20 protein-coding genes are annotated in these 18,897 nt (G+C 32.1%); 15 read left to right on the forward strand and 5 right to left on the reverse strand.

The genetic code is table 11. The annotated features are described in order from the left end of the window. Positions 1–9: 9 nt before the first annotated feature. A complete protein-coding gene (locus HS5_RS06105; protein WP_236753279.1) occupies positions 10–483 on the reverse strand; it encodes an HIT family protein in 474 nt (157 codons plus the stop codon). Positions 484–527: 44 nt separating this feature from the next. On the opposite strand from HS5_RS06105, the gene HS5_RS06110 reads away from it, so the two are divergent. Further along, a complete protein-coding gene (locus HS5_RS06110) occupies positions 528–1,133 on the forward strand; it encodes a hypothetical protein (RefSeq protein ID WP_236753280.1) in 606 nt (201 codons plus the stop codon). Next, a complete protein-coding gene (locus HS5_RS06115; RefSeq protein WP_236753281.1) occupies positions 1,130–1,645 on the forward strand; it encodes an NUDIX hydrolase in 516 nt (171 codons plus the stop codon). Before HS5_RS06110 ends, HS5_RS06115 begins: the two co-directional genes overlap by 4 nt. Here the strand turns inward: HS5_RS06115 and HS5_RS06120 are convergent. Both HS5_RS06120 and HS5_RS06125 read right to left on the reverse strand, forming a co-directional pair. Further along, positions 1,620–2,282: a chlorite dismutase family protein gene (locus HS5_RS06120; RefSeq protein WP_236753282.1), complete on the reverse strand. Its 663-nt coding sequence runs from the start codon at positions 2,280–2,282 to the stop codon at positions 1,620–1,622. The two genes, HS5_RS06115 and HS5_RS06120, sit on opposite strands and share 26 nt — an antisense overlap. Then, positions 2,275–3,519 (reverse strand): hypothetical protein, encoded by a 1,245-nt coding sequence (locus tag HS5_RS06125; RefSeq protein WP_236753283.1) that lies wholly within the window; start codon positions 3,517–3,519, stop codon positions 2,275–2,277. Before HS5_RS06125 ends, HS5_RS06120 begins: the two co-directional genes overlap by 8 nt. Before the next feature lie 134 nt (positions 3,520–3,653). On the opposite strand from HS5_RS06125, the gene HS5_RS06130 reads away from it, so the two are divergent. The 5 genes from HS5_RS06130 to HS5_RS06150 all read left to right on the forward strand — a co-directional run bounded on the left by HS5_RS06130 (position 3,654) and on the right by HS5_RS06150 (position 7,566). Then, positions 3,654–5,285, forward strand: a complete 1,632-nt coding sequence (locus HS5_RS06130) for a hypothetical protein (RefSeq protein ID WP_236753284.1) — start codon at positions 3,654–3,656, stop codon at positions 5,283–5,285. Then, positions 5,254–6,096 (forward strand): NAD+ synthase, encoded by an 843-nt coding sequence (locus HS5_RS06135; RefSeq protein WP_236753285.1) that lies wholly within the window; start codon positions 5,254–5,256, stop codon positions 6,094–6,096. The genes HS5_RS06130 and HS5_RS06135 overlap by 32 nt, the downstream gene beginning before the upstream one ends. After that, the gene (locus HS5_RS06140) at positions 6,087–6,890 is read left to right on the forward strand and encodes a nitrilase-related carbon-nitrogen hydrolase (RefSeq protein WP_236753286.1); all 804 of its coding nucleotides are present in this window, start codon (positions 6,087–6,089) and stop codon (positions 6,888–6,890) included. The genes HS5_RS06135 and HS5_RS06140 overlap by 10 nt, the downstream gene beginning before the upstream one ends. Before the next feature lie 24 nt (positions 6,891–6,914). Next, positions 6,915–7,184: a hypothetical protein gene (locus tag HS5_RS06145; RefSeq protein ID WP_236753287.1), complete on the forward strand. Its 270-nt coding sequence runs from the start codon at positions 6,915–6,917 to the stop codon at positions 7,182–7,184. Between the two features lie 127 nt (positions 7,185–7,311). Next, the gene (locus HS5_RS06150; protein WP_236753288.1) at positions 7,312–7,566 is read left to right on the forward strand and encodes a winged helix-turn-helix domain-containing protein; all 255 of its coding nucleotides are present in this window, start codon (positions 7,312–7,314) and stop codon (positions 7,564–7,566) included. A gap of 6 nt (positions 7,567–7,572) precedes the next feature. Here HS5_RS06150 and HS5_RS06155 read toward each other — a convergent pair whose 3' ends face one another. After that, positions 7,573–8,127, reverse strand: a complete 555-nt coding sequence (locus HS5_RS06155; protein WP_236753289.1) for a hypothetical protein — start codon at positions 8,125–8,127, stop codon at positions 7,573–7,575. 31 nt (positions 8,128–8,158) lie between these two features. Between HS5_RS06155 and HS5_RS06160 the strand changes: the two genes are divergently transcribed. The 6 genes from HS5_RS06160 to HS5_RS06185 all read left to right on the forward strand — a co-directional run bounded on the left by HS5_RS06160 (position 8,159) and on the right by HS5_RS06185 (position 13,524). Then, positions 8,159–8,890, forward strand: coding sequence for a class I SAM-dependent methyltransferase (locus HS5_RS06160; protein ID WP_236753290.1), 732 nt, complete (start codon positions 8,159–8,161; stop codon positions 8,888–8,890). Between the two features lie 109 nt (positions 8,891–8,999). Next, positions 9,000–9,335 (forward strand): PadR family transcriptional regulator, encoded by a 336-nt coding sequence (locus HS5_RS06165; protein ID WP_236753291.1) that lies wholly within the window; start codon positions 9,000–9,002, stop codon positions 9,333–9,335. 56 nt (positions 9,336–9,391) lie between these two features. Continuing rightward, complete coding sequence (ilvD, locus tag HS5_RS06170; RefSeq protein ID WP_236753292.1) at positions 9,392–11,068, forward strand: dihydroxy-acid dehydratase; 1,677 nt, start codon at positions 9,392–9,394, stop codon at positions 11,066–11,068. A gap of 96 nt (positions 11,069–11,164) precedes the next feature. Further along, positions 11,165–12,232 (forward strand): aspartate-semialdehyde dehydrogenase, encoded by a 1,068-nt coding sequence (gene asd, locus HS5_RS06175; protein WP_236753475.1) that lies wholly within the window; start codon positions 11,165–11,167, stop codon positions 12,230–12,232. A 96-nt stretch (positions 12,233–12,328) separates the two neighbouring features. Continuing rightward, positions 12,329–13,129: a hypothetical protein gene (locus tag HS5_RS06180; protein ID WP_236753293.1), complete on the forward strand. Its 801-nt coding sequence runs from the start codon at positions 12,329–12,331 to the stop codon at positions 13,127–13,129. Positions 13,130–13,179: 50 nt separating this feature from the next. Further along, on the forward strand, positions 13,180–13,524 hold the full coding sequence (locus HS5_RS06185; RefSeq protein WP_236753294.1) for a hypothetical protein: 345 nt from the start codon (positions 13,180–13,182) through the stop codon (positions 13,522–13,524). Positions 13,525–13,530: 6 nt separating this feature from the next. On the opposite strand, the gene HS5_RS06190 is transcribed toward HS5_RS06185, so the two are convergent. Beyond that, positions 13,531–16,707 (reverse strand): peptidase S53, encoded by a 3,177-nt coding sequence (locus tag HS5_RS06190; RefSeq protein WP_236753295.1) that lies wholly within the window; start codon positions 16,705–16,707, stop codon positions 13,531–13,533. 80 nt (positions 16,708–16,787) lie between these two features. Here HS5_RS06190 and HS5_RS06195 point away from each other — a divergent pair, with 80 nt between their 5' ends. Both HS5_RS06195 and HS5_RS06200 read left to right on the forward strand, forming a co-directional pair. Next, on the forward strand, positions 16,788–17,444 hold the full coding sequence (locus tag HS5_RS06195; protein ID WP_236753296.1) for a hypothetical protein: 657 nt from the start codon (positions 16,788–16,790) through the stop codon (positions 17,442–17,444). 25 nt (positions 17,445–17,469) lie between these two features. Next, positions 17,470–18,708 carry an NADP-dependent isocitrate dehydrogenase gene (locus HS5_RS06200; protein ID WP_236753297.1) on the forward strand — a complete coding sequence of 413 codons (1,239 nt, stop codon included), beginning with the start codon at positions 17,470–17,472 and terminating at the stop codon, positions 18,706–18,708. The last annotated feature ends 189 nt before the right edge of the window (positions 18,709–18,897 follow it).

Genomic DNA, 18,897 nt, shown 5'->3' on the forward strand with positions numbered 1-18,897 from the left:
ACTGATCACCTATAAGCTTAAAATATTCTTAATATTCTGGCTAATAACTCTTTGTAAGAATTCGTAATATTCTTTACGTTGTTCTTTTCTAGGCTCAAAATACGAAAACTCCTCAGGATAAGAACTGTCCCATGTAGGTATAACGTGAATATGGACATGAAATATCACTTGACCTGCACTCTTTCCTACGTTAGTTAAAAGTCTTATTCCAGAAGATTTTACGGATTCTTTTACTGCTCTTCCAAGTATATTAGAGGAGAATGCTAATTTTTCCAAATACTCTTTTTTAGTATTTAGAAAATCATCAAAATGCTCTTTTGTAACTACCAACGTATGCCCTGGAGCTAAGGGAAATTTATCTAAAAAAGCTATAGTATATTCGTCTTCATACACAATGTAAGCAGATTCCTCCTTCTTTGCAATTTTACAAAATAAGCACATATTACTTACAATTGCTTTCTTGCTTAAGTTTATATCGGTCATTATGCGGATTAAAAATTAATTTAATGAGGTAAAGAGTGAAAGCAATGAGAATATTTTACTTGCTTATAATTCTTGCAATATCAATTGCCACAAATGCGACACCTTTCTTCGGAACTCCCTACACTTTAGTAGCAACTACTTTACTTTTAAAATGCGGAATAACACCGATTAATCTAGCTGAAGCTATTATTATAACAGGCGTAGGAGCAGCAGTAGCTAAAAGCGTTATGTATTTTATAGGATTAGGGGCTCGTAAAGGATTAAAACGCAATAGAAATGTGATTTTCTTTTCTAGATTTACGGGAAAAAAATCATTTTACATCACACTCTTTCTTGCATCAATATTTCCGTTCTTACCTTTGGACGACTTAGTTTACCTTATAGGCGGAACTACTAAAACTTCCTTGATCTCTATGCTAAAAATTTCATTATTTGCTAAGATAATAAAAAGTTCAGTGGAGATACCTATAGAAGCCTTTGGAATATTACAGATAAGTGAGGCTATAGGAATAAGTCCTTTTGAAACCGGAATAATATCAACAGTTATAATGACAGTTCTAGCAATAATCTTGTTCAAGATAGATTGGGAAAATACGTATAGAAAGATAGAAAAATATCTTACAAACAACAAGTACTTTAGATTGTCATGAAATTATTCAGCGGTAAAAAATTTGAAGTATATTTAGATAAATTTGATTTACCTAATGGTAAGATAAGAGAAACGGAATATATTAAACATAGAGGATCTGCAGTAATAATACCACTTATTGATGAAAATACTATAATCTTAGAAAAACAATTTAGACCGGTCATAGGCAAGTGGATATATGAACTGCCAGCAGGCACCATGGAAGAGGGAGAGAGCCCAGAAATCACTGCCAAGAGAGAATTAATTGAAGAAACTGGATATGAAGCAGAAAGCTTAATTCATGTTATAGATTTTTACCCCTCTCCTGGAGTCAGCACTGAGTTAATGCATCTATTTTTAGCTAAAGGATTGAAATTTGTAGGAAGTAAACCAGAAGAGTATGAAGTCATAGAAATAGAGAAAAAGAGTATCAACGAGATTCTAAATATGATAAAAAATCACGAGATAGAGGACGCTAAAACTATAATAGGAGCGCTCTATTATCAATTTATACTAAGAAATCAAGTGATTTAGTCTCTCCAACTAACAAAGGCTCTTCTTTTATTATCCATTTTCTAGCCTTAGCTTCCCTTAACTTTTCTACAACGTCCACCCAATTAGATAACTCGGGTATCTCATAAATTACTACAAACTCGTAATCACCTATTCCAAATGAGTATGTAGTATACGACTTAATTCCATTATTCTTTGGATTATTAATTGCCATATCTATATGCTCCTTCATTATTTTCTCCCTCTCTTCAAAAGGCAATAAGTACCATTCTGGAGATTTTTTCATAGGATATGCAACAAAGTACTTTAACTGTGCGCTACCTAAAACTGTTTTAGGATCAAAATTAGACTTCATATAAGGTGAAGGCCTAAAAACTGAAAGGAACAAATTGGATTCTAAGGCGTAGCCCTCAAATGCTGATAAAATATAAGATCTAAAGTCTGAAAATGGAGAAGTATTAAAAGATGATAACCAATAAATTATATCGGAATTTTGAGATAATGAAGAGAACTTCTTAACTGAAATTAATTCTTTATTAAATTTGTCTGTAATTTCTTCAGCTTTATTCAATATCGATCTTCTAACCCCATGATCAAGCTTCCACCAATCTTTATCAAATTTGATTGAATATACCATCATATAAACTTCGTTAGCCATGGTTGTTCACTTCATTAATTATATCATCGTATATTATTAATGCTTCTTCTAAACTCATTAAATAGCCTATAAAATACGATGAAACGTTCCTTCTAACGTACTCATCTAAAATATCATATCCATCAGAAGTAGGGCCATTTAATATTCTATTAATTTGATTATCAAATTCCTGTTTATTTGAGGCAGACACTATAAAAGCTACGGGAAGAACTCTAATTCCTAACGAGAGATCATCGTCTGTAAGTTCTTCATCGTATTTTATGAGTTCTTCTATTACGTTATCGTTAATTCCATAATAATTTACCTCGTTTAGATTATACATTTTATGTAATATATTTTCTGCTTTACTTTTAATTAGCTTAATCTGTTCCTTTAGTTGGAATAGAGGAACTCCTTTTCTTCCAATTATTATTTCTGTTCCACCATTCTTACTTATTCTATCCAGGTAAAGTAATGCCCTAAGTGTTTTTGCCAATTTTTTCTTATTACGTATCAGAATTTCTTTGTCTTTAGTAGTAGATGAAGATAAAAATCCTATAAAATACTTAAATATTACGCAAACATATAACTTATTACCTTTCTCAGTAGTTACTTCAGTTGGCGAAGGGATTTCTTCTAATGATTCTTTATATACTATTGCTACCTCGTCTGAATTTACTAAAGATCTTACATAATTCTCAAAATTGTCTATTTTTTCTCTCCTTTCCTGTATAAGCTGGCCTATCTCGTTATATATTTTTACTATAGGGATTTCACTATCGGTTTTTAGAATTACTTGCATTAGCGGAAAAGTATCTTCCTTCCTAAGTATGGTAGCCGCATAAAGGAAATTTGAGAATTTTACTATACCTATAATAATTTTACTATCTATGTCACTTAAAAGCGCAGTATGCTTAGATGCCGCTAACGCTAACTTTTCTGCATTATACCACTCTTCGCTTAGGACAAGGTTATCGGTTTGTTCTTCAACTTCTTCATCATTCCCGAATTTAAATACTATAGACTTAACATTCAATTCTTCAGCAACTTCGTCAATTACTTCTTTTATAAGCAAATCTATTTGAGGAATAGGAGGCAATATATAGTGATTATCCTTTTCCTCTATGTTCTTGTACACATGAACTCCATTATCCTCTAAGGATATTACTAGGATCTCTTTTTCATTGCCATTATCATCTATAAGTGAACACGAAATTACCGGTTTGCTTTGCGATGAATAGACTTCTAATATACTCACTTTACTCTACCTTGAATAATAAGTTATTTACAATAATACAAAAACCTTATCACTACACCTAATAAATACTCCAAACTATTATTGAAAATAACGGAAAATCTTATATCAAAAAAGTACATGATAAATAGTAGAACATGGATCTAAAGAGGTTTATAGCGTATATCATAATAGGTTCAATAATATTGTCAGCGACATTTATAATATCTTATAGAGTGAATATTTTGAACAACCCTATTACTGCAGCAATCCTAGCTCTAAGTTTCTTTTCTGCTGTAGCAATTTTTATAATAGCTTTAAATCCTAATATTATAAATCCTGAAAGGAAAATAAGCAGAATAGATGATATTATAGTTACCATAAGCGTAATGACATACACATTAATTTCAATATTTCTAATTAAGGGTTACGATACAGATGATATGGAATATATATCATTTGCAATAAATTATTTTATCCATGGCTTAAATCCTTACTTACAATCATACCATCCCCAAAATGTAGGAGCAACGTATCTTCTTAACGGGAATATAGCAAGCACTTACATTTATCCTCCTTTATCATTCCTAATTTATACACCACTATATTTAACTTTCATTTTAACTCATATAAAGTTATATTATATTAATATTTTAAACATAATTTTTGAAGATATTTTAGCTATAATAGTTTATAAGGAAGGAAGGAAGCGAGAAGATCCTATAGCAACTTTACCTGTCATATTTATCTTCATAACCTCTGGCTTGCTAGCACCTTCATTTGCCGGAGTTAACAGTTCAATATGGGCAGCATTTATTGCACTAAGTTATGTTTATAAAGGTAAAAAATCTGGAATTTTCTTAGCATTGGCTGATTCTTTTAACCAAATACCTTGGCTCATAACACCTTTCTTGTTAATTTACAAGAAAAAAGATATTCAGGAAGTTCTTAAAGGGTTTTTAATCTCAACTTTGATAATAAATGTTCCATTTTTAATATGGAATCCTTACGCATTCTTGCACATTATAACACTAGATGAGAAAACAATTCCAGTAGCTTTCACCGGATTTACAATATTTAACTTTACTACTTTATTTAATGTTGAGCCTTGGTTTTTTACTTATGCAATGGCAGTATCTGGAATTTTCCTTATATACATTTATTATAGATTTTTTGATAGATTGAAAGAATCTTTATGGGTATTCCCTTTAATAATAATGTGGTTTAGCTGGAGGACACTAACTAGTTACTTTATAATGTGGCCTCAATTAATGTTTCTATCAATTTTTAACATTAACATATATAACACAGAATTACCTAAGTTTCATTTAAGTATAAATAGGAAGGAAATTTTATCAATGTTATTCGTCTTATTGGTTTCACTTGTATCCGCAGGCGAGATTTCTCACATACAGTATGTAGATCAAGATCCAATACATGTAATTAATGTTATAATTCCTAAAAATGAATGTAATTCCACTTATATAAATCAATTATACATAATAGTCAAAAATGTTAAGAATGAAACAGTAAATATTACATTGGTTAGAGTCTCAATTCCAAACTGTTTAAATATGGTATGGAATTTCACTAAGTTAGAAATACCGCCTAACTCTACTGTAATAGTTCTTGCGTACACACATAACCCTAGTTTATATATAAATTCCACATCATTTACAGTTCAAGTGTATTCTAATTGCTACATAAGTTCGTACAAGGTTATAAGGAATTTTACCGAGTATAACATTACTTTAACTCATGAAACTTCAATCAACACTACAAGAACTTAAGGGAATTAACTATACAGTAATTACAGAGTATATAACTAAAAGAATTTCAGAATATATAAATGAAAGCGGAAAGAAAGGTGGAATTATAGGCCTCAGTGGTGGAATAGATTCTGCAGTAACCACAGTACTTTTGAGTAAGGCAACCCAAAATTTCTTTATACTTCTTATGCCCTCCTCCTCTACACCACAAAAAGATATGGAAGATGCTAAAAGGGTAATAAAACTAATTAACGCAGAGGATAAATTTAAGCTAATAAATATTGATACCATTTTAGACTCCTTTAGAAAAGAACTAGAAACAGATAATAAATTAGTTTTAGGAAATATTAAAGCCAGAATTAGAATGGTACTTCTTTATGCATATGCACAAATGATGAATTATTTGGTAGTTGGTACTGGAGATAAAAGTGAATTATTATTAGGATATTTTACCAAATATGGAGATGGGGGAGTAGATATTTTACCAATAGGCGATTTATATAAAACGCAGATAAGAGAGTTAGGTAGATATTTAGGTTTACCAGAAGATATAGTAACTAAGCCAAGCTCCCCAGCACTTTGGGAAGGACAAACCGCTGAAGGGGAGCTAGGAATTCCTTATGATGTAGTAGATGCAGTATTATACCTAAGAGTGGAAAAAATGATGGACGTTGAATCAATAGCTAAGGAGTTACAAATTAGTGCTGAAATGATACATAGAATTGATAGAATGGTGAAAATATCACAGCATAAAAGACTACCGCCAGAAATATTTAGATTAAGCGGAAGAGCTATTAATTCAGACTGGAGGTATCCTAGAGAATGGATATAGAACTTGCACAAATAAGACCAAAGCTAGGAGATATTAATTACAATTTAGAAAAACATTTGGAAATTTTACAGACTTCTTCTGCGGACTGTGTAATCTTTCCTGAATTATCGTTAACTGGTTATGTACTTAGGGATCTTGTGTATGAGGTATTTAAAGATGCAGAAAAAGCTACAACTAAACTAATTGATAATTCTAAATGTGTAATCTTTGGCACAATAAAGGAAGTCCGTCCAGGAATCTTGAGAAATTCCGCTGTTATATCTATCGAAGGAAATTACGATTATATCTATAAATTCTATCTACCAACATATGGACTATTTGAAGAAAGAAGGTATTTTCAACCAGGAGACCCACTATCTGACGTTAAAATATTTAAATACAAAGGAATTAATTTTGGGGTAGTTATCTGTGAAGATGCTTGGCATCCTGAACCTATAGAAACCTTAGCACTTAAAGGAGCAGATGTCGTTTTTATTCCTGCATCATCGCCTATGAGGAGATTAGAAGAGAATTTACTAATAGAAGATAACTGGGAATCCTTGATTAAGGCACATTCATTAATGTTTGGAATATGGACAGCTTTCATTAACGCTGTAGGAAGTCAAGAGGAAGAATATTTCTGGGGGGGTTCAATGGTTTCAACGCCCCAAGGTATAATAAAAAAACAAGCTAAGAAGTTTGAGGAAGATAGACTAATTGCAAAAATAGACCTAGAGGAAGTTAGAAAAGCCAGATTCTTTAGTAGTTTTAGAGATCATAACAGAGACTTTCATAAATTGCTATCTAATCTTTAAATATTATAATTCGAGAAAGATATTATGCTTAGGCAAACTTTCAATCCCAATATTATACTGCTAGTGTTGCTTATAATATTTCTTATCCTTTCTATAATTAGTCCAATATTTTTAATTGGTGCAGTAAGTATAGGTATGTTTAAAATATTTGGGAATAGATCATTTATACCTTTTTCGATTTTACTTCTCTTACTGATAGGTTTACATGGTTATTTATATATGATCGGAGTAATATTAGCATTACTATTTATTGCATTTAATATAATAAAAGATATATACAAGTATTATCTATAAATATGATATATTTCTCTCATTATATAGAAAATTAAGAAATTTTATCTCAATTAAAAGCATTTAAATGTAACTTAACGTGCTTTTCAAAGACTTAGCCTTAATAGAAATACCTAAGTAAAGTATAAACATGCTATACAAACTTGATGAAGTAATAGAAAATAAAGGATGGGATACTAGGAAAAAAATTCTAGAACTACTAGAATCCAGAGAAATGACTGCATACGAAATTTCTAAATTATTAGAATTGAACTATTCTACGGTAAAATATCACCTAGAACTATTAGAAAAAGTAGATCTAATAACAGTTAGAAAAGATAGAAGAAACAGATATCTTTACAGAGCCAATAATAACATAAAAGTACTTAATTTACTCAATAAGTAATTTGTTTTATATTTTACCAATTTTAATTAACACTATTATTGCTGCAATTAAGACAATCACAAATATTATTAATACGAGGTAATTTGTAAAGGAGCTGCTAGAAGGAGCAGTGGTGGTAGTTGGAGTAGGATACTCCCTATTAACATATACGGAAACTCCATTGTACGTTCCGTTTAACTGTTGCAAAATTCCATCGTGAAAATATGCCGTTACTGGAACATTGTATTTACCTAAAGCGTTAAATACTCCAGAAAGTTCCTCTGTCAAATTACCGTTTAATGTTACATTCCTTATGAATTTCAAGTTAGTAGTATTAAATGCAACACAATCTATAGGTAACGGATAAGGACGATTTTCACTCACGTTATATGTTGTCACCGTAAAGTAATCATTGCCAGAAATCGTTAAATTAAACTCTATTATATTATTTTTAGTACATATAATAGTAAAATTGTATGTATATGAATATATCGTGTTATTAGCATTAACTTGAACTGCATAAACTAAAGAAGTGTGCGGAACTAAGGAAGCTATAATTAACGGTAATAATATAGGAATCATATCAACTAAATTATCATTGAGGTTTATAAGAATGAGCGAAATATTTCCAGGGATATTCGAATCCGATTTTTACATAAATGAAATGATAAAATTATGGGATGAAGGAGAAAAGTGGGCTAAATGGCTCGATGAATTAGCAAAGAAATATAATTTAGAGAAAAAAATATTGGATGTTCCATGCGGAATAGGTAGAGTTTCCTACTTTCTAAGCAAGTTAGGTTATGAAATATTTGGGGTAGACATCTCAGAAAAAATGATAAAAATGGCAAAAAACAACATCCCTAACGGTGTATTTTATAAGGCTGATATGAGGTACATGAAAGATGTACTTAATGGAGAAAAATTCGATCTAGTAATAAATATATTTAATAGTTTAGGTTATTATTCAGAAGAAGATGATTTAGAAATACTCAAATCTATAAGAGAGACAACGAGAAAAATAGCTGTAATAAATTTGGATAATAGAGATTACATAATTTATAATAAACCTGAAGTTTATTATACTTATGTTCACCCATACCTTGTAGAAGATCATAATTACTTCGATCCATTCACCTCAAGATTAAGGATAAAAAGGACTTACAGAAATCAGAAAGGAGAAGTAATAGGGACAATAGAATATACGCAAAGGTTCTATAGTTTACATGAAATTGCAAATTTAGTTAAAAAAGCAGGTTTCAAAATCTTAGACGTAGTTACTGCATATTCTTGGAAGAAGTTTGAAGTAACTGATCCGCAGATAACGATAATAGCTGGGGTATAAGGAATCTATTAAGATGATTAAATTGGCCTTTACTGATCAATGATGATTGCACGTCAGGATGAATTTGAATTAGTTAAAATTTATAGTTCTGGATAATACTTTCTATTTAATGAAGTATAAAGAAAAGCCAAAAATGATGGTATTCAGAGGCCTTTTGCAGATTATAATTGCCTATATTATTTATCGATATGGAGATATGTATGGTTATGAAATTAAGAGAAAATTGGAAGAAATTCATGGAAAAAAATTACCTCATGGTTTAATTTATATTACATTGAAAAGAATGGTTAACTCCGATATTCTTGAAATTTATGAAAAAGATGGGAAGAAATATTATAGATTATCAGAAGGAGGTAAAGAGTTTTTAGAGAATCACGTGCAGGTACTGCAAAAAGTTAGAAGTATAATAGATGAAATAGTGAATTATATGAATTCTAATCATTAATGCCTTTTTAAAATGTTACAACCAAAGCTTAAATTGTCATTTCTTATTCTCTTTATATGATTCAAAAAATTCGATCTCAAACAGTTTACGGTGGATATGAAAAAGCACCTAATAGAGCTTTTTTAAGAGCAATGGGATTAAACGATGACGATATATCAAGACCTTTAATAGGCATAGCAGCAGCGTGGAATGAAGCGGGACCTTGTAACATCCACGTGCTAGGGTTAGCTAATGTAGCAAAGGAAGGTGTAAGAGAAGCTGGAGGAACTCCTAGAATTTTCACTACTCCAGTAGTTATAGACGGTATAGCAATGGGAAGTGAAGGAATGAAATATTCACTAGTTAGTAGAGAAGTAATAGCAGACACAGTTGAGCTAACAGTTAATGCACATGGATATGATGGTTTTGTAGCACTAGGGGGCTGTGATAAGACAGGTCCAGGCTTAATGATGGCAATGGCTAGACTGAACATACCATCAATTTACATGTATGGAGGAACTACATTACCGGGTAATTATAAAGGAAAACAGATTGCAATAGGCGATGTATATGAAGCAGTAGGAACATATTCCGCAGGGAAGATAACTGCAGAAGACCTAAGGATCATGGAGTTGAATGCAATACCCGGCCCTGGAACTTGCGGTGGTTTATATACAGCAAATACCATGGGGACTATGTCAGAAGCTTTAGGAGTTGCTTTACCTGGTAGTGCATCGCCTCCAGCAGTTGATGCCGAAAGAGTAATGTTTGCGAAAGAGACAGGAAGGGCATTACTTAATTTAATGGAAATAGGATTAAAACCTAGAGATATATTAACTTTTGAGGCATTTGAGAATGCAATAACAGCACTTATGGCTTCAGGAGGCTCAACCAATGCAGTATTGCACTTATTGGCAATAGCTCATGAGGCTGGAGTTAATCTAACTTTAGATGATTTTGATAGAATAAGCAAAAGAGTTCCAGAAATAGTAAACATGAAGCCTGGAGGAGAATATGTGATGGCAGACTTACATAAAGTAGGCGGAGTACCATTAATTCTAAAGAAGTTATTTGATGCTGGATTGCTTCATGGAGACACTATTACTGTAACAGGAAAAACAATGGAGCAAAACTTAAAAGAATATAAAATTCCCGAAGTTCCTCATTCGCACATAGTAAGAGATATAAATAATCCTTACAGTTCCACTGGTGGAATAAGAATTTTAAAAGGAAATTTAGCTACTGAAGGAGCAGTAATTAAAGCCTCAGCCAGTAAAGTTAAATATCATAAAGGACCTGCCAGAGTATTTAACTCAGAGGAAGAGGCATTTAAAGCGGTATTAAATGGTGAAATAAAGGAAAAGGAAGTAGTAATAATAAGGTATGAAGGACCAAAAGGAGGACCTGGAATGAGAGAAATGTTAGCAGTAACTAGCGCAATTGTAGGTCAAGGATTAGGAGAAAGCGTAGCTCTAGTAACTGATGGTAGGTTTTCTGGAGCAACTAGAGGAATAATGGTAGGTCATGTAGCACCAGAAGCCGCATCAGGAGGAACTATAGCAGTAGTAGAAGATGGTGATGTAGTAACAATAGATGTTGATAATGGTAAGTTAGAGATAGACTTAAGCGATAAAGAAATTAAGGATAGGCTAGCTAATTGGAAATCTCCAGAGCCTAAATATAAGACCGGTTTACTTGCACAATATGCTAAATTAGTATCGTCTTCCTCTAAGGGAGCAGTACTTTTAGGGTAAAGAAAATTATTTTTATTTGATTTTTGCTAAATTGAAAGACTTATATTATTAAAGTAAGTTTATATTCCAGTATATGCATATGTTTTAATGATAAATATGAGAAGGATTCTAAAAGCTGCAATACTAGGGGCTACAGGCTTAGTAGGAATTGAATACGTAAGAATGCTATCTCAACATCCTTATATAAAGCCTGCATATTTAGCAGGGAAAGGTTCAGTAGGTAAGCCATACGGAGAGGTCGTAAGATGGCAAACAATAGGTCAAGTTCCGAAAGAAATTGCAGACATGGAAGTAAAACCTACAGATCCGAAACTAATGGACGATGTAGATCTTATTTTCTCGCCACTACCTCAGGGAGCTGCAGGTCCTATAGAAGAACAGTTTGCTAAGGAAGGTTTTCCAGTAATCAGTAATTCTCCAGACCATAGGTTTGATCCTGATGTACCAATGTTAGTACCGGAGTTGAACTCTCATACAGTGTCATTAATAGATGAACAGAGGAAAAGAAGAGATTGGAAAGGCTTCATAGTAACTACTCCATTATGTACTGCACAAGGAGCTGCAATTCCGTTAGCTCCTATATTCATGAATTTTAAGATGACCGGAGCTTATATAACAACAATCCAGTCATTATCTGGAGCTGGATATCCAGGCATTCCATCATTAGATGTCGTAGATAATATATTACCACTAGGAGATAAATATGATGCAAAAACAATAAAGGAAATTACCAGATTATTTAGCGAAGTAAAAAGAAATATTAACGAACCACCTCTACAAGAGATGGCTTTGGATGCAACAACACATAGAATAGCTACTGTTCATGGCCATTATGAAGTCTCTTACGTGACTTTTAAAGAAGATACCAATGTGGAGAAAGTTAGAGAAACATTGGAGAATTTTAGAGGTGAACCTCAGGATCTAAAATTACCTACTGCACCTGAAAAGCCAATAATAGTAAGGAACGAAGATAATAGACCTCAAGTGTATTTTGATAGATGGTCCGGAGATCCTCCAGGGATGAGCATAGTAGTAGGAAGGTTAAAGCAAATAAGCAATAGATCAATAAGAATGGTATCTTTAATTCACAATACGATTAGAGGAGCTGCTGGAGGAGGAATTTTAACAGCGGAATTACTTAAGGCAAAAGGATATATAGAATGAAATAAAATTAAATACAAATTTTTATTCATATTATTACTTTTATTAGGATTAATTTTTTAAATTTAAAGCTATATCAAACCATGTAGGCTCTAAGTAATGGATTATATTGATCTTGCGTTAAAAAATGGCATCGAGAAAGATAAGGCTATTTATACTTACAAGGCTTTGAACGGTGGTTATTTTATGAAATTATACTACGCTAAAATACCTATCATTAATGAACTAAAGACTTGGCCAATGTTATACCTTAAAAAGAAAAAATACTTCCCAAAGCTCGCTTCTCCAGAGTATAATGAGGCATTACAACTTCTCATAACTTTAGATATATATTCAATTCTAGGAACATCGTTTAAATTACTTAAAAATAATCTTGAGAAGAAAAGACTTGAGGACGAAGTAAAAAATGTCTATGACAAAATAGAAGAGACATGCAAGAATGAGAATATTTTTCCTTGTCCTATGAGAACTTTTGACGTGAATGCAAATGAAGATTTCGAACCTTTTATTCAAGATCTTTTAGAAAGAAGACTTAGAGATCATAATGCAGATGTAATGAGCACTATTGAAGAAATTACGTATAACAGTGAATTTTTTAAAGAATTGAAAACAGAAGTAAATTGGCTTAAGGTAATAAAAGTAGAAAATGTTATAAGAGGAATAGCATTAACTGGAAAATTAGAAGAATTTCTAGATAATATTCAAGACATAATATATTTATTCTCGGCAGAGAGGACACTTTACTTTGATACAATGTTGCCTTTAAATAGTATTGAGGACAGTATTAAAAAAGTTTTAGAGGATGGTAGAAAGGCAATTAAAAACGAGATAGATAATGAATTTTCTAAAGATGTTAATTATATTTATAACTTAATAAAGCAACAAGGGAGTTATGTCTAATCTCGCGATTATAGAAGTGTTTTTAAGCAATCATTACTCCAGAAATATTTGTGAAAACAAAAGAGAGTATAAAACAACGAAAAGTAAGAAGCAATGAAAGTATTACCGCGTTTAAAGAGGAACTTAGAGCATTAAGCTTTGAACCGATTTATGGAGAATCCGTTAAAGACATCATAATGAGATTTACGACCAAAATTCAGCAACTTGCAGAACAATACGATTATGAGATCGAATTTCCAAAAAAAGCCGAAGTTGAGACCGACGGTAACATCTATTATTTTGCGTACAATATAAAAGTAAAAACTAAAATGAGCATAAAGAAACTTAAGATAAGTATACAATATATAATGTACGATAATAACCAATGGGTAGGATTAATAACTAGTATAAAATAAAAATTATTACTTCCTTCTAAATTTGGTTATTATGCCTATATCTATTGCCAAGAGTATTAATAGTGTTACTATTATTTCACCTAAATTGCTTGAGGTTATATCTATTTTCTTACCATTAGTACTAACCTGTGTACTTCCATTAAATATGGTACCGTTAATTACCTTATAGTAAATTGCGTTACTACTAATCAACCTCACAGAACCATTTATTAACGTTAAGTTCCTTATAAAGGAGTTAACGAAAGTTGCGTTATGACCTATTATAACTGCATTACATATGTAAGCGTTCTCTATTAACGTTCCGCTAAAATTCTTAACGTATGTATAAGGAAGTAATATGAAATGCTCATTGGGTTTAACAGGCAATATATTAAGCGTTGAATAACTTAAAGTCGTAGGGAAAGATATAGGAATACCATTATACGAGGTTCCATAAATATAAATACACCATTCACCGCTTAGTGCAACTGCAGAAAGACGTAATGAATTAGTTTTTTCACAGGGCGTGGTAATTTTACCTAGCCATTTGCCTTCAACATAGTATAAAGGTACGGAAAATTCTAAGTCTAGATTACTAAAATCGCTCTTCATGTATGAAGGAATAATTACCGCATTAAATGTACCAAAGTTTACATTCGTTCCGTTTTCATACGTTATAGAAGCTATTATATATAGACTTTCGTTCTCGTACGCATTTACACTAGGTATCGTACTTACTTCAACTCTTAAAGTACAAGTTGATACATAAACTTGTGTAAATCCTTCTCCGTAAACCATACCACTACTAGAATTATAATCTGCTATCGAAATTACTTTATAATACCCTTTCGATAAATTATGAGGAAGCGAAATTTCTTTAACATAATACGTTGAACTTGAATAACATATTGCATTTATAGAGAATGAATAAACCGGCTTATCATCTTCGTTAAAAAGCTCTATTGTAACATTAGGAGCTACGTTAGAAAGCATAGCAACTCCTATAGTAAAGTTACATCCATTAGCTATTGATACGGGCTCAGTAAACGCTGATGGTATAATGTATGGAACTAGATAAATTCCCTCTACAAATTCTGCGAATCCAAAGATACAGTTTATCTCTATCCTATAAATTCCGCCAAAAGGATTTGTTGGCGCAAAACATCCATACACATAAGATCCGTTATTAAAGAATATGTACATATAGCCTTCTATAAGGGTTGGAGAATGTAAGGTAGTCTCATTAACTTTTTCAAGTGAACACGTAATCATATTATATTGGCATAAAAATGCAGTGTATGTTCTAGAAGCAATAGCAGCAGACCCATTTGCATATAATAATTCTGCTATTATCTTTATTCCCATAGGACTAGGATAAACTGCTACTTGAGGGCATAAGAACATAGCTTGCATCCCAACAAGTATATAAGTCCCTGATTTCTCGTTACCTTGAGTTACTACTACTTCTTGAATACCACTACCTTTAGCTGTAAAGTACCCTATCCAATAAGATCCGTTATATACTAAAGGAAATTTCTCAAATATCTTATTTCCGTCATAAACATAACCCGAAACTGGTATTGTCGGAGAAGCTTTTACTATTACCTTAACTACTTGACCATCATTGTAAGTAGTATTGAAAACTGCAACACTAATTGTAGTTTCATTCCTTATGAGAGATACGAAGCATCCTGCATTTATATACCCAAGCCCAGAAACTGGATTGTAAGAATCGTTCTTAACGTAATATGGAGTATTATATCCAAAAGTTATCTGTTGTAACGCTTTAGTTCCTTCTAGATCATAAATTAGAGGATTTATAAAACCTAATTTCCCATGGATTTGAGTAGCTAAATCTATTATCCCTGCAACTGTAGGTGAAGCTACGGAAGTACCTCCAACTAAGTATTTTTCTCCGTAATAATAAATTACTGGTACTCCAGTATAAGGATTAGCATCTGCTATAACGTCTGGAACTTCTCTAAATCCATTAGCGCCCTGATACCAAGGAGACGGAAATATACTACTAAAGCCTCCTGTCGACGCTCCATATACGCTTTCTCCACTCCACGCCTCTTGAACAGTTTTATTGCAAGAATAATATAATGTAGAGCCTCCTGCGGCTAGAACATAAGGATCACTGGCAGGAATTAGCAATCCACCTTGCGGAAATAGATAGAAGTTATAGCCATTTCCTCCGTAATCTCCACTCGCAGCGACAAAAGTTATTCCTTCGACTTCACCTAACCAATATTCGTAAGTTAATGATTGTAAATAAGATAAAGACAATAAACCTAGATCGAAGTAGATCTCTGGAATTCCGAAACTCTGAGATACTACATTTACCTTATCTTGATGATCAATAAAGGCTACTATTGCAGGTAACGGAACGTTCGGATTGGCCACGTATAATACTATACCGGCATCTGGGGCTATTTCGTGAGAATATTCTACGTCGAGGGATATTTCTAAAGCCCAACCGCTAGCAATACCCTGATTCGGATTATAAGAACCTATAGGACATATAAGGAAACTTGGAGGATTTTGTATCTTAAATTCCTTATCAAAGCACTTCAGTTGTTGATAAATATAGGGATCTCCACAAAAGTCGACTATTCCGACGCTTGTTCCATTACCCATTATTCCTTGTTTATACAGTGAAGTAGCGTTATACGCTTCCCTTAATATGCAGGGATAAATTACGTTATATGCTATAGCTTGAGAATAATTATACAATGTATCAGGCTGTTGTAAAATTTGAGACGTAATATTTGTTGAGAATACTAGAGCATTTCCTATAGCTACTGGAGGATCTCCTAAAAACTCATAGAATCTTATATTATGAAAATCTATCGCGTAAAACTTACCGTTTAGAGCATGTTCAAAACTACAAACTTTACCAGTTGTCAATATCACATTCATATATACTACAGTTTGTAATCCAAATTTGCTTAAATATTCTATAGCTTTTGAAATCTCGTTATGAGGTATGAAAAGTTTACATATACAAGTTTTGTTAAGAATTACGTGATCTTCTACATCTAGTTGCAATTTTGCTAAATTTTTAGGTTGCTCAACTATAGCAACAGTTACAACGCAATTAGGATTTAACTCTTGTAAATTATGACTAATCATGTTAGTAGGAGAGTATAATGGAATCAATTGCGTTATTAAAACAATCATTACCAATAAGGTCTTTAACATAGTTGTAATTGTTGACTATAAGTCAAAAACTTTTTCATTATGCATTCAAGCCTTTTATTTTCGGATAATACCTAATATTTATGGAAGAGAATTTTACATTGTTATTACCCAGTTTTAACGCTTATGATTTCTTTAGTAATCCTTCAAATATAATGAAATATATTCCACTATTTAAAAATATTTCACAAATATCAGAAAATAATTTCATTGTAAACGTTGGTTGGATTTTAAATGTTAAATTTAACGTGGAAAGAATCTTAGCAAAAAACAGAATTATTTATATAGTATCCAGAAATGAACAACCTAAATTATCTGGTAAATTAGATCATTTATTCGAACCGTTACAAGGAAATAATAAACTAACAAAGGTTAAGATAGTCTTCTATTATAATGGACCTCTAGAAAGACTCGTTAAAATAGAGTCAAGAAGATTCTATAATAAGATTAAAAATGTACTTTATCAGAATAATGAGGAAGAGGTTTCTGATACAGAATTTAATAATATAATTAATGAAATGAAAACAATACTTTCTGGCGTCATAAAAAGTGATGAAGAATTTGATATTTTGGTTAATAAAGCAGTTATAGAAAGCGTGAATTCAGAAATAGTACTAATAATAGGCTCTGATAAGAATGGCATAAAATTTCTTTTTAACAAAGGAAACTTGGTAAAAGAAAAAGGAGAAATGAATAATATAAAATCAGGAATGAAGTTCGTAATGAAGAAAAAAGAATAAAAACATTAAGTTAATGTTAAGAGACATGTACAAAATACCAGAAGATGGAGAGAAAATTCAATTTAAAGATGGCAAATGGATTACCCCTAATAAACCTATTATCTTATATATTGAAGGGGACGGAATAGGCCCAGAAATCGTAAAATCTACGATAGAGGTAATAAATAAGGCTGTAGAGTTAAAATATAAAAGCTATAAAGAAATAAAATGGGTAGAAGTCTTAGCAGGTAATAAGGCTGTTCAGCTTGTTGGAGACAGATTTCCTAAGGATACACAAGATATGCTAAAGGAATATAGAGTTGTATTAAAAGGACCAATGGAAACCCCTGTGGGTAAAGGTTGGAAATCTGTTAATGTAGCGATAAGGATTATGCTTGACCTTTATGCCAATATAAGACCAGTAAAATACATTGAAGGCTTAGAAAGTCCTATTAAAAACCCTGAAAGAATTAATATGATAATATTTAGAGAAAATACTGATGACTTATATAGAGGAATAGAGTACCCGTATAATTCTCCAGAAGCGGAAAACATCAGGAAATTTATTAGAGAAGAGTTAAAAGTCGATATAGAAGATGATACTGGAATAGGATTTAAAATAATAAGTAAATATAAAACACAAAGAATAACAAGAATGGCAATAAAATATGCTACCCAGAATTCTAGGAAGAGCATAACGATTATGCATAAGGGCAATGTGATGAAATATACTGAAGGCGCATTTAGAGAATGGGCGTATGAAACTGCACTTAACGAATTTAGAGACTATGTTGTTACAGAAGAAGAGGTTTCTACTAAATACGGAGGAAAAATACCTGATGGAAAAATACTCATAAATGACAGGATAGCAGATAACATGTTCCAACAGATCATCATTAAACCTGAAGATTACGATATAATTCTAGCACCTAACGTAAACGGAGATTACATCTCTGATGCTGCAGGAGCATTGATAGGCAATATAGGCATGCTTGGTGGGGCAAACGTAGGAGATGATGCGGGAATGTTTGAAGCAGTACATGGAACTGCTCCCAAATATGCTGGCAAAAACGTCGCTAACCCTACTGGAATAATAAGAGGAGGGGAATTGATGCTCAGATTTATGGGGTGGACAGACGCAGCGGACCTTATAGATAAGGCAATAATAGAGTCAATAAAACAGAAGAAAGTAACACAAGATTTAGCTAGATATATGAATGTAAGGCCGTTATCAACAACAGAATACACGCAAGAACTCTTGAGTATAATGGAAACAGTGAATTAACTCCCCGGTTTTACTGTATAAAAGAACTGTTTCAAGTATTATTTGACCCTAATCTTTTTACACTGACTCCAGGTTTCTAACGTTATTAACAAAAGGTTTACTAAGTCCGTTTATGTGACTCTTTTATTTATACAAACTACTCATTTTCTTTTTATTTTTTAATTGATTTATGAAACACTGCTGTTACGC

Origin of the sequence: Acidianus sp. HS-5, assembly GCF_021655615.1 — an archaeon.
Lineage (GTDB): Archaea > Thermoproteota > Thermoprotei_A > Sulfolobales > Sulfolobaceae > Acidianus.

What these genes read in the sequence shown, in the direction of transcription:
- HS5_RS06105 (WP_236753279.1), bottom strand. Translation starts at nt 483, where the DNA reads ATGACCGATATAAACTTAAGCAAGAAAGCAATTGTAAGTAATATGTGC.
- HS5_RS06110 (WP_236753280.1), top strand. Translation starts at nt 528, where the DNA reads ATGAGAATATTTTACTTGCTTATAATTCTTGCAATATCAATTGCCACA.
- HS5_RS06115 (WP_236753281.1), top strand. Translation starts at nt 1,130, where the DNA reads ATGAAATTATTCAGCGGTAAAAAATTTGAAGTATATTTAGATAAATTT.
- HS5_RS06120 (WP_236753282.1), bottom strand. Translation starts at nt 2,282, where the DNA reads ATGGCTAACGAAGTTTATATGATGGTATATTCAATCAAATTTGATAAA.
- HS5_RS06130 (WP_236753284.1), top strand. Translation starts at nt 3,654, where the DNA reads ATGGATCTAAAGAGGTTTATAGCGTATATCATAATAGGTTCAATAATA.
- HS5_RS06135 (WP_236753285.1), top strand. Translation starts at nt 5,254, where the DNA reads ATGAAACTTCAATCAACACTACAAGAACTTAAGGGAATTAACTATACA.
- HS5_RS06140 (WP_236753286.1), top strand. Translation starts at nt 6,087, where the DNA reads ATGGATATAGAACTTGCACAAATAAGACCAAAGCTAGGAGATATTAAT.
- HS5_RS06145 (WP_236753287.1), top strand. Translation starts at nt 6,915, where the DNA reads ATGCTTAGGCAAACTTTCAATCCCAATATTATACTGCTAGTGTTGCTT.
- HS5_RS06150 (WP_236753288.1), top strand. Translation starts at nt 7,312, where the DNA reads ATGCTATACAAACTTGATGAAGTAATAGAAAATAAAGGATGGGATACT.
- HS5_RS06155 (WP_236753289.1), bottom strand. Translation starts at nt 8,127, where the DNA reads ATGATTCCTATATTATTACCGTTAATTATAGCTTCCTTAGTTCCGCAC.
- HS5_RS06160 (WP_236753290.1), top strand. Translation starts at nt 8,159, where the DNA reads ATGAGCGAAATATTTCCAGGGATATTCGAATCCGATTTTTACATAAAT.
- HS5_RS06165 (WP_236753291.1), top strand. Translation starts at nt 9,000, where the DNA reads ATGAAGTATAAAGAAAAGCCAAAAATGATGGTATTCAGAGGCCTTTTG.
- ilvD (WP_236753292.1), top strand. Translation starts at nt 9,392, where the DNA reads ATGATTCAAAAAATTCGATCTCAAACAGTTTACGGTGGATATGAAAAA.
- asd (WP_236753475.1), top strand. Translation starts at nt 11,165, where the DNA reads ATGAGAAGGATTCTAAAAGCTGCAATACTAGGGGCTACAGGCTTAGTA.
- HS5_RS06180 (WP_236753293.1), top strand. Translation starts at nt 12,329, where the DNA reads ATGGATTATATTGATCTTGCGTTAAAAAATGGCATCGAGAAAGATAAG.
- HS5_RS06190 (WP_236753295.1), bottom strand. Translation starts at nt 16,707, where the DNA reads ATGTTAAAGACCTTATTGGTAATGATTGTTTTAATAACGCAATTGATT.
- HS5_RS06195 (WP_236753296.1), top strand. Translation starts at nt 16,788, where the DNA reads ATGGAAGAGAATTTTACATTGTTATTACCCAGTTTTAACGCTTATGAT.
- HS5_RS06200 (WP_236753297.1), top strand. Translation starts at nt 17,470, where the DNA reads ATGTACAAAATACCAGAAGATGGAGAGAAAATTCAATTTAAAGATGGC.